This window comes from Streptomyces sp. JL2001, assembly GCF_050917515.1.
Lineage (GTDB): Bacteria > Actinomycetota > Actinomycetes > Streptomycetales > Streptomycetaceae > Streptomyces.
Genome location: NZ_CP169421.1, coordinates 6,112,665 through 6,125,378 on the forward strand (window position 1 = coordinate 6,112,665; position 12,714 = coordinate 6,125,378).

The 12,714-nt window shown below is 72.7% G+C and carries 12 protein-coding genes; all 12 read left to right on the plus strand.

All coding sequences use genetic code 11. The features are described 5' to 3' along the window. Positions 1–27 precede the first annotated feature (27 nt). The 12 genes from ACE1OA_RS27290 (at position 28) to ACE1OA_RS27345 (ending at position 12,714) form a co-directional block, all read left to right on the plus strand. A complete protein-coding gene (locus ACE1OA_RS27290) occupies positions 28–654 on the plus strand; it encodes an NUDIX hydrolase (protein ID WP_356609765.1) in 627 nt (208 codons plus the stop codon). A gap of 162 nt (positions 655–816) precedes the next feature. Beyond that, positions 817–2,802: a tetratricopeptide repeat protein gene (locus tag ACE1OA_RS27295; RefSeq protein WP_432753523.1), complete on the plus strand. Its 1,986-nt coding sequence runs from the start codon at positions 817–819 to the stop codon at positions 2,800–2,802. Between the two features lie 146 nt (positions 2,803–2,948). Further along, complete coding sequence (ald, locus tag ACE1OA_RS27300) at positions 2,949–4,064, plus strand: alanine dehydrogenase (RefSeq protein WP_356609769.1); 1,116 nt, start codon at positions 2,949–2,951, stop codon at positions 4,062–4,064. Between the two features lie 440 nt (positions 4,065–4,504). Next, complete coding sequence (locus ACE1OA_RS27305; protein ID WP_261992073.1) at positions 4,505–5,548, plus strand: ParA family protein; 1,044 nt, start codon at positions 4,505–4,507, stop codon at positions 5,546–5,548. After that, positions 5,533–6,027: a hypothetical protein gene (locus ACE1OA_RS27310; RefSeq protein WP_356609771.1), complete on the plus strand. Its 495-nt coding sequence runs from the start codon at positions 5,533–5,535 to the stop codon at positions 6,025–6,027. The genes ACE1OA_RS27305 and ACE1OA_RS27310 overlap by 16 nt, the downstream gene beginning before the upstream one ends. Before the next feature lie 46 nt (positions 6,028–6,073). Further along, positions 6,074–7,336 (plus strand): segregation/condensation protein A, encoded by a 1,263-nt coding sequence (locus ACE1OA_RS27315; protein ID WP_432753524.1) that lies wholly within the window; start codon positions 6,074–6,076, stop codon positions 7,334–7,336. Further along, positions 7,333–7,947, plus strand: a complete 615-nt coding sequence (gene scpB / locus ACE1OA_RS27320) for an SMC-Scp complex subunit ScpB (protein WP_147977349.1) — start codon at positions 7,333–7,335, stop codon at positions 7,945–7,947. The genes ACE1OA_RS27315 and scpB overlap by 4 nt, the downstream gene beginning before the upstream one ends. Next, positions 7,947–9,080: a pseudouridine synthase gene (locus tag ACE1OA_RS27325; RefSeq protein WP_356609776.1), complete on the plus strand. Its 1,134-nt coding sequence runs from the start codon at positions 7,947–7,949 to the stop codon at positions 9,078–9,080. The genes scpB and ACE1OA_RS27325 overlap by 1 nt, the downstream gene beginning before the upstream one ends. A 145-nt stretch (positions 9,081–9,225) precedes the next feature. Then, the gene (pnuC, locus tag ACE1OA_RS27330; protein ID WP_356609778.1) at positions 9,226–9,879 is read left to right on the plus strand and encodes a nicotinamide riboside transporter PnuC; all 654 of its coding nucleotides are present in this window, start codon (positions 9,226–9,228) and stop codon (positions 9,877–9,879) included. After that, on the plus strand, positions 9,876–10,955 hold the full coding sequence (locus ACE1OA_RS27335) for an AAA family ATPase (RefSeq protein ID WP_356609780.1): 1,080 nt from the start codon (positions 9,876–9,878) through the stop codon (positions 10,953–10,955). Before pnuC ends, ACE1OA_RS27335 begins: the two co-directional genes overlap by 4 nt. Beyond that, the gene (locus ACE1OA_RS27340; protein ID WP_356609782.1) at positions 10,952–11,689 is read left to right on the plus strand and encodes an NUDIX hydrolase; all 738 of its coding nucleotides are present in this window, start codon (positions 10,952–10,954) and stop codon (positions 11,687–11,689) included. The genes ACE1OA_RS27335 and ACE1OA_RS27340 overlap by 4 nt, the downstream gene beginning before the upstream one ends. Next, positions 11,686–12,714, plus strand: a complete 1,029-nt coding sequence (locus tag ACE1OA_RS27345; protein WP_432753525.1) for an ADP-ribosylglycohydrolase family protein — start codon at positions 11,686–11,688, stop codon at positions 12,712–12,714. Before ACE1OA_RS27340 ends, ACE1OA_RS27345 begins: the two co-directional genes overlap by 4 nt.

The following is a 12,714-nucleotide window of genomic DNA, read 5'->3' on the forward strand; positions in this document are numbered from 1 at the left end:
GCGGACGTGTGTCGTGGGAGGACGCAGATGGAGCTGAGGGACACCCCCGAGGAGTGGCAGGTCGTCGCGACGACGACCCCTTTCCAGGGGAACAAGACGAGCGTGCGCACGGACGACGTCGTCATGCCGGACGGCACGGTCGCGCGCCGCGACTACCAGGTCCACCCGGGCTCGGTGGCGATCGTCGCCCTGGACGACGAGGACCGGGTGCTGCTGCTCAAGCAGTACCGGCACCCGGTGCGGCAGAAGCTCTGGGAGATCCCGGCCGGGCTCCTCGACGTCCCGGGCGAGAACCCGCTGCACGCCGCGGAGCGCGAGCTGTACGAGGAGGCGCACGTCAAGGCCGCGGACTGGAAGGTCCTCACGGACGTCTACACGACGCCCGGCGGCTGCGACGAGGCGGTACGGATCTTCCTGGCGCGCGATCTCTCCGAGGCGGAGGGCGAGCGCTTCGAGGTCTCCGAGGAGGAGGCCGACATGGAACTGGCGCGCGTTCCGCTCACCGAACTGGTGCGCCGGGTGCTCGCCGGGGACGTGCACAACAACTGCCTGGTGGTGGGTGTGCTTTCGCTGATGGCCGCGCGGACCGGAGACGGCGTCGACGCGCTGCGTCCCGCCGACTCGCCCTGGCCGGCGCGCCCGTTCGTGTCGTAGGACACCCGTGCGGGTTGCAGTATGACGATCTGTTGATCCGATCGAGGGAACCGTCCGCCGTGCTCCGCCGGGTCGTGCCCGCGCCCTGAACTACGCTCGGGATCACCCGTGCGGAGCCCCCCGCGGGATCGGCTCGTGCGCAGGTGGACGGGAGCGTGGCCCGTGACGGATCAGGCGGTGGCAGCGGGCGGAGTACGGCAGTTCTTCGGCCGGCAGAGGGAACTGAAGGCCCTGCGCGCCGACATCGAACGGACCGGTCTCGACACCCTCGCCGGCCGCAAGGCACCCCGCGCCCGCGTCCTGCTCATCGCCGGGCGCCCCGGATCGGGCCGGACGGCGCTCGCCGAGGAGCTCGTGGCCGGACTCGCCGGGCAGTACCCCGACGGGGTGTACCGCGGCCGGCTCACCGAGCCCGGCGGTACCCCCGTCCCCACCGCCCGGGTCGCCCAGGCGCTCCTCCGGGACCTCGGCGTCGAGGAACCCCCGGGCGCCGGCGAGGACGAACTGACCGAACTGGTCCGCGCCGCCCTGGCCGACCGCCGCACCGTCCTCCTCCTCGACGACGCCGTCGACGCCGCGCAGGTCGATCCGCTGATCCCGGACAACCCCGACGCCCTGGTCCTCGCCGTCGCCCGCGGCCCCCTCACCGGGATCCCCGACGTCCGTCCATGCACCCTCGGCGGCATCGACCCGAAGTCCGCCATCGAACTGCTCACCACCTTCACCGGCTCGGTCCGCGTCACGGTCGACCCGCAGGCCGCCGAGACCCTCGCCGAGGAGTGCGGTGGCCAGCCCGCGGCCGTCGTCCTCGCCGGCGCCTGGCTCGCCGCCCGCCCCAAGGCCTCGGTCGCCGACCTCGCCAAGCGGCTGCGCGCCCTCTCCGGCGACCCGCTGACCAGGGCGTTCCGGCTGGTCCACGACTCCCTCGCCGCGCCGGCCGCCCGGACCCTGCGCCATCTCGCGCTCGCCCCGCTCGGCCGCGTCGACGCCCACACGACCTCCGCGCTGGCCGGCTGCTCGGTCTCCGCGGCGGCCACCACGCTCGAGGGCTTCGTCGCCCTGAACCTCCTGACGGAGGCGGACGGCGGCCAGTACGAGGTGCCCGGACACCTCGTCCCCCTGCTGCGGACCGAACTGGAGGAGCGCGACCGCCCCGCCGAGGTCCAGCTCGCCCGGGCCCGGATGCTGGAGCGGACCGTGCGGCTCCTCCAGTCCTGCCGTGCGGTGACCGAGCCCGACGGGGCGCCCGCGCAGCGCAAGCTCGCCGGGCTGCCCCGCGCGCTGCGCTTCCCGACCGCTCCGGCCGCCGCCGAATGGCTCGACAGCCGCCTGCCCGTGCTGCTCGCCTCCGCCCGGCTCGCCGTCGCCGACGGCGAGCTCGACACCCTGGCCCGCCGGCTGATCGCCGCCCTGGTCAGGGCGCTCACCGCGCACCGCGGCGCGCAGGCCGCGGCGCCCGAGCTGTACGGCCTGCACCGGCTCGTCCTGGACGTGGCCGAGCGGCGCGGGCTGCACCGGGAGCGGGCCGCCGCCCTGCTGAACCTCGCCGACCTGGACGCCGGCAGCGGCCGGACCCGGGAGGCCCTGGCCCGCTACCGGACCGCGCTCGACGCCGGACGCGCGGCGAACGACCCGTACGCGGTCGGCCGGGCGATGGAATCCGTAGGCGGTTCCTACCAGGAGCTGGGGGACTGGCAGCGGGCCGGCGACTGGTACGGCCGCGCCCTCGCCCAGCGCCTCGCCCGCGACGAGCGGGCCGACCAGGCCCGGCTCTACGCACGGCTCGGCGCGGTGCACACCTACGCCGGCCGGTACGGGGAGGCGCTGCGGAACTGGCGGGCCGCCGCCGCCGGCTACCGCCGCCAGGCCGATCTGCCCGGCTACGCACGGGCGTTGAGCGAGGCCGCGCGGGTGCAGGAGTACGCCGGACGGCCCCAGGAGTCCCTGCGGACGTGCGAGGAGGCGGTCGAGTGGGCGCGGCGCGCGAAGGACACGCGCCTCCAGGCGGCGCTGCAGCTCAGGCTGGCCGACACCCTCGACCGGCTCGGCGACCCCGCGGCGGCCCGGCTGCACCGCTCGGCTGCGGAAAGACTCCTGGGAACCGACGCCTCCGCCTGCGAAATCCGCAGTGCTTCTGTCGAAGATTAATGCTTTGCAAGGCTAGACAGTGGGAACTCCTTCATTAGACTGGTTGAGCCGCAATCGAACGCGGTCTGCCCCGGTGCGCCGTCGTGCATCCGGGTATGTATCGCTTTGCCCCCAGTTTCCCCCTGATTCAAGGACCGTGATCGACGATGAAGGTCGGCATCCCCCGCGAGGTCAAGAACAACGAGTTCCGCGTGGCCATCACCCCCGCCGGTGTCCACGAGCTCGTCCGCCACGGCCACCAGGTCTTCGTCGAGCAGAACGCCGGTCTCGGCTCCTCGATCACGGACGAGGAGTACGTCTCCGCCGGTGCGCAGATCCTGCCCACCGCCGACGAGGTCTGGGCCATCGCCGACCTTCTGCTCAAGGTCAAGGAGCCCATCGCCGAGGAGTACCACCGCCTCCGCAAGGACCAGACCCTCTTCACGTACCTGCACCTCGCCGCCTCCCGCGAGTGCACGGACGCCCTCCTCGAGTCCGGCACCACCGCCATCGCGTACGAGACGGTCGAGACCGCGAACCGCGCGCTCCCGCTGCTCGCCCCGATGTCCGAGGTCGCGGGCCGCCTGGCCCCGCAGGTCGGCGCCTACCACCTGATGCGCTCGGTCGGCGGCCGCGGCGTGCTGCCCGGCGGCGTCCCCGGCACCCACGCCGGCGAGGCCGTCGTCATCGGCGGCGGCGTCTCCGGCTGGAACGCCACCCAGATCGCCGTCGGCATGGGCTTCCACGTGACGCTGCTCGACCGCGACATCAACAAGCTCCGCGAGGCCGACAAGATCTTCGGCACGAAGGTGAAGACGGTCGTCTCCAACGCCTTCGAGCTGGAGAAGGCCGTCGTCGAGGCCGACCTCGTCATCGGCGCCGTCCTCATCCCGGGCGCGAAGGCCCCGAAGCTGGTCACCAACGAGCTCGTCGCCAAGATGAAGCCCGGAAGTGTCCTTGTCGACATTGCCATCGACCAGGGCGGCTGCTTCGAGGACTCCCACCCGACCACCCACGCCGAGCCGACCTTCCAGGTCCACAACTCGGTCTTCTACTGCGTCGCCAACATGCCGGGCGCGGTGCCGAACACCTCCACCTACGCGCTCACCAACGCCACGCTGCCCTACATCGTGTCGCTGGCGAACAACGGCTGGGCCGAGGCGCTGCGCCGCGACGCCTCCCTGGCCCTGGGTCTCAACACCCATGACGGCAAGGTGGTTTACAAGGAGGTCGCCGAGGCGCACGGTCTCGAGCACGTCGAGCTGAGCACCCTCCTGGGCTGACCCCCGCGGGCGCGCCGTCAATGCGCGCCGTCAACCTCACGCATCCGGCCGGACCTTGTCGAGCAAGGTCCGGCCGGATGTGTATCCGGCCACTTCGCGTGCCTTGTTCAACTCGCCTCGAACGTAACCCTTTAACCGTTTCGCACACCCCTGAAACGTGCGGATGCGTGGCTGCGCACCCTTGACAGAGGGGTGTTCGGTTGCCGACACATCGTGCCGGGTCCGGCGGATTGTGTTGCTGCGGACCGGTGACACGCCATAGAGTCGCCAACCGTCGGCATGGTGCCACGCTGACCTATCGATAAATGTTCCTGGTCACATCCAAGGAGGTAAGACGACTTGTGAATGAGTCGACATTTACTCCCGGGGGTGGACAGCCAGGAATCCCTGTCGGCTCCGTCGCTGTCCGAACCTTCGCGACCAACGCGGCCAATCAGCCCATGACGACAGCCCACACGATGAAGATGATGGACGGCCTACACGTGAACGCCACGGCCGGCAACGAGAGTGGCCGAGAGTCCACCCACTTCGCCGCCTACGACGAGATGCCCGAGGGGCACTTCTACGACCCCGACGCCGAGTACGAGCCCGACCCGGAGTACGCGGCCACCCTCGCACCCGACGCTGCCCGGCAGCGCCGCGAGCGGATCGGCCCCACCGGACGGCCCCTGCCGTACTTCCCGATCCCGGGCCCGCTGACCGATCACGGACCCGCGAAGATCATCGCGATGTGCAACCAGAAGGGCGGCGTCGGCAAGACCACGTCGACCATCAACCTGGGTGCCGCGCTCGCGGAGTACGGGCGGCGGGTGCTGCTCGTCGACTTCGACCCGCAGGGAGCCCTGTCGGTCGGTCTCGGTGTGAACCCGATGGAGCTCGACCTCACCGTCTACAACCTGCTCATGGAGCGGGGCATGTCGGCGGACGAGGTGCTGCTCAAGACCGCCGTGCCCAACATGGACCTGCTGCCGAGCAACATCGACCTCTCGGCCGCCGAGGTGCAGTTGGTCAGCGAGGTCGCGCGCGAGTCGACGCTCCAGCGCGCCCTGAAGCCGCTGATGAACGACTACGACTACATCGTGATCGACTGTCAGCCCTCGCTCGGACTGCTGACCGTGAACGCCCTGACGGCGGCTCACAAGGTCATCGTCCCGCTGGAGTGCGAGTTCTTCGCGCTGCGCGGTGTGGCCCTGCTGACCGAGACGATCGAGAAGGTCCAGGAGCGGCTCAACCCCGACCTGGAGCTCGACGGCATCCTCGCCACGATGTACGACTCCCGGACCGTGCACAGCCGTGAGGTGCTGGCGCGCGTCGTCGAGGCATTCGACGACCACGTCTACCACACGGTGATCGGCCGGACCGTGCGCTTCCCGGAGACCACGGTCGCCGGTGAGCCCATCACGACGTACGCCTCCAACTCCGTGGGCGCCGCCGCCTACCGCCAGCTCGCCAGGGAGGTGCTCGCCCGGTGTCACGCCGAGTGAGTCTGCCCGGCGCCGACGAACTCTTCCGTACGACCGGGGGGATGGCGCTGCAGGCGTCGTCGCCGCGGCGGGGCGAGGCCCGGGTGCCGGCCCCCGCGGGCGAGAGCGACACGGAGGCGGCGGAGGGCTCGGCGTCCGCGGAGCACGCGGCGGCGGAGTCGGAGCCGCCGGCGGAACCGCGGGCCCGGACGGCGGAGCCCGCCGCACCGGCCGCCGCCACGCCGGCACAGGCGCGGCGGCGGGGCAGGTCGCCGAACCGGCGGCCGAGCGGCCGTGAGCGGCACGACGAGAAGATCACGGTCTACGTCTCCGCCGAGGAACTGATGGACCTGGAGCACGCGCGTCTGGTGCTCCGGGGGGAACACGGCCTCGCCGTGGACCGCGGCCGCATCGTCCGCGAGGCGGTGGCGGTGGTCCTGGCGGACCTGGAGTCCCGGGGCGACGCGAGCATCCTCGTACGACGGCTGCGGGGCCGCTGAGGGTAGCCTGCGGGCCTGCCGCTCTCCCGCTCCTCCCTGGACCCCGATGCCCCCGCCGCCCGCCGAAACGTCCCGCCCCTCCCGCCGTCGCGTCCTCGGGCGCGGACCCGGCGCGTCCCCGGTGGGCCCCGGGACCACGGCGGCGGAAGGCGAGGACCGGCCCGACGGCGCCTCGGCGGCGCCGGACGTCCGTGAGGACGCCCCGGAGGCCGCACCCGCGACCGTGCCGCCGCGGACCCCGGCCGAAGAGCCCGACGGGCCGCCGGACGCCCCCGAGGAAGCGCCCACCGCGGCCCTGGAGGCCGTCCCTGCCGGTCTGCCGGCCGTGGCGCCCGCCGAGGGCCCCGACGGCCTCTCCGCCCCCGTCACGGCCCCGGACGGCCCCGTGGCGGCCGAGAACGCCGAGGCGCGGCCGGAGGGCGTCCACGGGGCCCGGTACGGCGCCACCCCGCCGGACGCGCCGTCCGGCCGGCCCGCCACGGTCCCCGCCCCCGACGGCACCCCCGTCGACGACGGGCGCTTCACCGTGCGGCTGGCGAACTTCGAAGGGCCCTTCGACCTGCTGCTGCAGCTGATCTCGAAGCACCGGCTCGACGTCACCGAGGTCGCCCTCTCGCAGGTCACCGACGAGTTCATGGCGCACATCCGTGCCATGGGACCCGACTGGGACCTCGACCAGACCACCGAGTTCCTCGTCGTCGCCGCCACCCTGCTCGACCTCAAGGCGGCCCGGCTGCTGCCCGCTGCCGAAGTGGAGGACGAGGCCGACCTGGCCCTCCTGGAGGCGCGGGACCTGCTCTTCGCGCGACTGCTTCAGTATCGCGCGTACAAGCGGATCGCCGAGATCTTCCACGAGCGCTGGGAGGCCGAAGGGCGGCGCTTCCCCCGCACCGTCGGCCTCGAACCGCACCACGCCGAGCTGCTGCCCGAGGTCGTGATCAGCATCGGGGCGGAGGGCTTCGCGAAGCTGGCCGTCAAGGCCATGCAGCCGCGCGCCAAGCCGCAGGTGTACGTCGACCACATCCATGCCCCGCTCGTCAGCGTCCGCGAGCAGGCCGGGATCGTCGTCGCCCTCCTCCGGGAGCGCGGCACCGTGAGCTTCCGGGAGCTCGCCGCGAGCGCCGAGGACACCCTGACCGTCGTCGCCCGGTTCCTCGCCCTGCTGGAGCTGTACCGGGAGAAGGCCGTCGCCCTCGACCAGGAGGACGCCCTCGGGGACCTGACCGTCACCTGGACCGGCGGGGACGGCGAGACCCGCGTCACCGACGAGTTCGACCAGCCCGCACCCGTCACGAAGGACCCGGCATGAGCGACCTCAAGCCCGCCCTCGAAGCCGTCCTCATGGTCGTCGACGAGCCCGCGACCGAGGAGCACCTCGCCAAGGTCCTGGAGCGCACCCGGCGCGAGGTCGGCGACGCGCTGCGCGAGCTCGCCGACGAGTACACCGTGCAGGGCCGCGGCTTCGAGCTGCGGCTCGTCGCGGGCGGCTGGCGGTTCTACACCCGCCCGGAGCACGCCGCGGCCGTCGAGCGCTTCGTCCTCGACGGCCAGCAGGCCCGGCTCACCCAGGCGGCGCTGGAGACCCTGGCGGTCGTCGCGTACCGCCAGCCGGTCAGCCGTTCCCGGGTCTCGGCCGTGCGCGGAGTGAACTGTGACGGGGTCATGCGGACCCTGCTGCAGCGCGGTCTCGTGGAGGAGGCGGGCGCGGAACCCGAAACAGGTGCGATCCTGTACAGGACGACGAACTACTTCCTGGAGCGGATGGGCCTGCGCGGCCTGGACGAACTCCCCGAGCTCGCGCCCTTCCTCCCCGAGGCGGACGCGATCGAGGCGGAGACGCTGGAAGGAGTGCCGTCGTTCGACCCGGACGCGCCAGAGGCACCGGGTTCCGAGGACGCAGACGACAAGACGGACATTTGATGCGAAGCAGCAGCGGCAGGAACAGCAGCGGAAACAACGGCGGGAGCCGTGGTGGCAACAGCGGCGGCCGCGGCGGCAGCAGCGGTGGTGGCGGCGGCGGGGGTCGCGGCAACTACCGCGGCGCCGGCAACGGCCGCGACGACCGGCAGGGCGGCGGCAAGCCGCGCAAGCCGCGCCCCGAGGAGCGCAGCTACGAGGTCGGCGGCCCCTCCGACGGCCCCAAGCGCGGTCGCGGCTCCGCCGCCCGCGGTGGCGCCAAGGGCGGCCCCCGGCAGTCCCCGCAGCGCGGCGGCGGCCGTACGGCGCCGGCCCGCTCGCGCGAGTACGACGCCCGCGCCGAGGAGCGCAACCGGGAGCGGTACGCCGACAAGCCCCAGGTGAAGACCCCCAAGACCTTCCCCGGCGCCGAGCAGGAGGGCGAGCGGCTGCAGAAGGTGCTCGCGCGGGCCGGCATGGGATCGCGCCGCGCCTGTGAAGAGCTGATCGACATGGGCCGGGTCGAGGTCAACGGCCAGGTCGTGATCGAGCAGGGCATGCGGGTCGACCCGGAGAAGGACGAGATCAAGGTGGACGGCCTCACCGTCGCCACCCAGTCGCACCTCTTCTTCGCGCTGAACAAGCCGGCCGGCGTCGTCTCCACCATGGAGGACCCGGACGGCCGCCAGTGCCTCGGCGACTACGTCACCAACCGCGAGACCCGTCTCTTCCACGTCGGCCGGCTCGACACCGAGACCGAGGGCATCATCCTGCTCACCAACCACGGTGAGCTGGCCCACCGCCTCACGCACCCGAAGTACGGCGTGAAGAAGACCTACCTGGCCGCCATCACGGGCCCGCTGCCGCGCGAGGTCGGCCGGCGCCTGAAGGACGGCATCCAGCTGGAGGACGGCTACGCCCGCGCCGACCACTTCCGGGTCGTCGAGCAGACCGGCAAGAACTACCTGGTCGAGGTCACCCTGCACGAGGGCCGCAAGCACATCGTGCGCCGGATGCTCGCCGAGGCGGGCTTCCCGGTCGAGAAGCTGGTCCGCACCGCCTTCGGTCCGATCTCCCTCGGTGACCAGAAGTCGGGCTGGCTGCGCCGCCTGACCAACACGGAGGTCGGCATGCTGATGAAGGAAGTCGGCATGTAGCGCCCACCGCACCCCCGAAGGCCCGTGACCGCCACCCGGCGGTCACGGGCCTTCGTGTTCCCCGGCCCCGTGCCGCCCACCGATTCGGCCTTGTGGCCGTGGCCCGCGACCCTTTATAGTCAACATGACTCTTAAGGAGGCGGGCGTGAGCCTCGCGAACGTTCTCGAACCCCTGCAGCAGCCGCTCTTCACCGTCCTGGACACCCCGGTCAGCTGGACCGAGGTCCTCGGCTTCGGCAGCGGCGCGCTCTGTGTCTGGCTGGTCGCCCGCCAGCACCTGGCCAACTGGCCGATCGGCATCGCCAACAACCTCTTCTTCGTCCTGCTGTTCACCCAGGCCGGCCTCTACGCCGACGCCGGCCTCCAACTCGTCTTCATCGCCCTCGCCGCGTACGGCTGGTGGACCTGGACCCACGGGGGTGGACCAGGCTCCGACGCCCTCCCGGTGCGCCGCACCTCGCGCACCGAGTGGACATGGCTGCTCGCGGCGGGGGCGGTGGGGACCCTCGCGCTCACGCTGCTGCTCGACCGTGCCACCGACTCCACGGTCCCCTTCTGGGACGCGCTGACGACCGCGCTCTCCCTCATGGCCACCTACGGCCAGTGCCGCAAGCGGCTGGAGTCCTGGTGGCTGTGGATCGCCGCCGACGTGGTCTACGTGCCGCTCTACGCCTACAAGGACCTCTACCTGACCTCGCTGCTGTACGTCGGCTTCATGACGCTCTGCGTCCTCGGCCTGCGCGGCTGGACCAGGGACCTGGCCGCCGTGCGCGCGGTCCCGGTGGAGGCGACGGCATGAAGCGCTACGGACACGGCCTGGTCCTCGGCAAGTTCTACCCGCCGCACGCCGGCCACCACCACCTCGTCCGCACCGCCCGCGACCGCTGCGAGCGCCTCACGGTGCTCGTCTGCGCCTCCTCCGTGGAGAGCCTGACCCTCGAGGACCGGGTCGCCTGGATGCGCGAGATCCACCCCGACGTCCTCGTCGTCGGCGCGGTCGACGACATCCCCGTGGACCTCCACGACCCGGACGTGTGGGCCGCGCACATGGCCGTCTTCCGGGCCGCGGTGCCCGAGTCCGTCGACGCCGTCTTCACCTCGGAGCCGTACGGGGAGGAACTCGGCCGCCGCTTCGGTGCCGACGCCGTGTGCGTCGACCCGGACCGTACGCGCCACCCGGTCTCCGGCACCGCCGTCCGCAAGGACCTCACCGGCTGCTGGGAGTTCCTGGAGGCGCCCGTACGGGCCGCCCTGACCCGCCGGGTCGTCGTCCTCGGCGCCGAGTCCACCGGCACCACCACCATGGCCCTCGCGCTGGCCGACCACTACCGGCGGCGCGGCGGCGTCTGGGCCGCCACCCGGTACGTCCCGGAGTACGGGCGCGAGTACAGCGAACTCAAGCTCGCCGAACTGCGCGCCCGGCGCCCCGGCGCCACCTGGCAGGACGTCACCTTCCGGTCCGGCGACTTCCCCGTCATCGCCCAGCGCCAGGCCGAGCTGGAGGAGGAGGCCGCGCGGACCGGCTCGCCCGTCCTCTTCTGCGACACCGACGCCTTCGCCACCACCATCTGGCACGAGCGCTACATGGGCACCACGAGCACCGCCACCGGCCAGGTCGCCGCACGCGGTCGGCAGCACCTCTGGCTGCTCACCGACCACCGGGGCGTCGACTTCGAGGACGACGGGCTCCGCGACGGCGAACACCTGCGCCCGTGGATGACCGCCCGCTTCCTCACCCAGCTCGCCCACACCGGCCGCAGGACAGCCGTCCTCACCGGTCCGCACGAGGAGCGGCTCGCGGCGGCAGTCGCCGCCGTCGACGCCCTGCTCGCCGAGGGCAGCCACCTCGCCGACCCCCTTCCGGAGCGCCGATGACCGGTCCCCGGGCCCCCGAGGGCTACGACCCGCACGCCTTCGAGCCCTTCGCCGTCACCGTCGACCTCGCCGTCCTCACGCTGCGCGAGGAGCGCCTGCACGTGCTCCTCGTCGAGCGGGCCCAGGAGCCGTACGCCGGATCCTGGGCCCTGCCCGGCGGCTTCGTGCTGCCCCGCGAGTCCGCCGGACAGGCCGCCCGCCGCGAACTCGCCGAGGAGACCGGCCTGTCCGCGGGCACCGTCGCCGGACTCCACCTCGAACAGCTGCGCACCTACACCGAGCCGGACCGCGACCCGAGGATGCGGGTGGTGTCGGTCGCCTACACCGCGCTCGTCCCCGACCCGCCCGAGCCGCGCGGCGGCGGCGACGCAGCCCAGGCGCGCTGGGTCCCCTACGGGACCCACGGCCCGCTCGCCTTCGACCACGACCGGATCCTCGCCGACGCGCACGAACGGGTCGGCGCCAAGCTCGAGTACACCTGTCTCGCCACCGCCTTCTGCCCGCCCGAATTCACCCTCGGCGAGCTGCGGCAGGTGTACGAGACCGTCTGGGGCGTCGAACTGGACCGCCCCAACTTCCGACGCAAGGTCCTCGCCACGCCCGGATTCGTCCGGCCCGTGGAGGGGCCGCCGCGTCTCACCGGCGGACGGGGGAAACCGGCCGCTCTCTACCGGGCGGGCGAGGCCACGGCCCTCCACCCGCCGTTGCTGCGACCGGAAGGAAGATCCACGTGACCCTCACCCGCACGGTGACGAAGCAGGCCGCCACCGGTTCCCTGATCGGACTCGCCCTCGGGGACGCCCTCGGCTTCCCCACCGAGTTCAACGACGTGCCCGCCATCCTCGCGAAGTTCGGCCCCTGGCGGCAGCTGGAACTCCAGGGCCGCAGGACGGCGCACGTCAGCGACGACACCCAGATGACGCTCGCGCTCGGCCGCGGCATCAGGACCGCCATGGACCGCGGCGTGCTCGCCCCGCTGCGGATGGCCCGGCCCGTCCGGGACGAGTTCGTCGACTGGTACCACTCCCCGGACAACAACCGCGCCCCCGCGAACACCTGCATGCGGGCCTGCATGCTCCTCGACGGCGACCGGCCCTGGCAGCAGGCCAGCCAGATCGGCTCCAAGGGCTGCGGCGCCAACATGCGGGTCGCGCCGGTCGGCCTCGTCCCCGGACTCAGCGAGGAGCAGCGCGCGGGCGCCGCCCAGCTCCAGTCCGCGCTCACCCACGGCCACCCCACGGCGCTGGCGGCCTCGGACCTGACGGCCCGCGCGGTGTACCTGCTCGCCCAGGGCGCCGAACCGCTCGGCCTCGTCGGGCAGCTCCGCTCGTACGCCTACGAGAACCGCTCCCGCTACCACGCCGGCTGGCTCGGCGACCTGTGGACGTACTCCCAGGACCCGACCCCCACGCACTTCATCGAGCGCGGCTGGGACGAGTGCCTGGCCGTCCTGGAGCGGCTGGCGGGCGTCCTGCGCACCGCCGACCCGGAGATCGACCCGTGCGAGTACACCGGCGACGGCTGGATCGCCGAGGAGGCGCTCGGGACCGGGCTGCTCAGCTTCCTGCTCTTCCCCGACGAGCCGGTCACGGCCCTGCGCCGGGCCGCCTGCACCAAGGGCGACTCGGACTCGATCGCCTGCCTGACCGGGGCGTTCGCGGGGGCGCACCTGGGGGCCGGGGCCTGGCCGAAGGACTGGGAGGAGCGGATCGAATACCGCAGCGAACTGCTCACCCTGGGCGCCCTCTGGGACGTCTGA

What these genes read in the sequence shown, in the direction of transcription:
- scpB (WP_147977349.1), top strand. Translation starts at nt 7,333, where the DNA reads ATGAGCGACCTCAAGCCCGCCCTCGAAGCCGTCCTCATGGTCGTCGAC.
- ACE1OA_RS27335 (WP_356609780.1), top strand. Translation starts at nt 9,876, where the DNA reads ATGAAGCGCTACGGACACGGCCTGGTCCTCGGCAAGTTCTACCCGCCG.
- ACE1OA_RS27290 (WP_356609765.1), top strand. Translation starts at nt 28, where the DNA reads ATGGAGCTGAGGGACACCCCCGAGGAGTGGCAGGTCGTCGCGACGACG.
- ACE1OA_RS27340 (WP_356609782.1), top strand. Translation starts at nt 10,952, where the DNA reads ATGACCGGTCCCCGGGCCCCCGAGGGCTACGACCCGCACGCCTTCGAG.
- ACE1OA_RS27315 (WP_432753524.1), top strand. Translation starts at nt 6,074, where the DNA reads ATGCCCCCGCCGCCCGCCGAAACGTCCCGCCCCTCCCGCCGTCGCGTC.
- ACE1OA_RS27305 (WP_261992073.1), top strand. Translation starts at nt 4,505, where the DNA reads ATGACGACAGCCCACACGATGAAGATGATGGACGGCCTACACGTGAAC.
- ald (WP_356609769.1), top strand. Translation starts at nt 2,949, where the DNA reads ATGAAGGTCGGCATCCCCCGCGAGGTCAAGAACAACGAGTTCCGCGTG.
- ACE1OA_RS27325 (WP_356609776.1), top strand. Translation starts at nt 7,947, where the DNA reads ATGCGAAGCAGCAGCGGCAGGAACAGCAGCGGAAACAACGGCGGGAGC.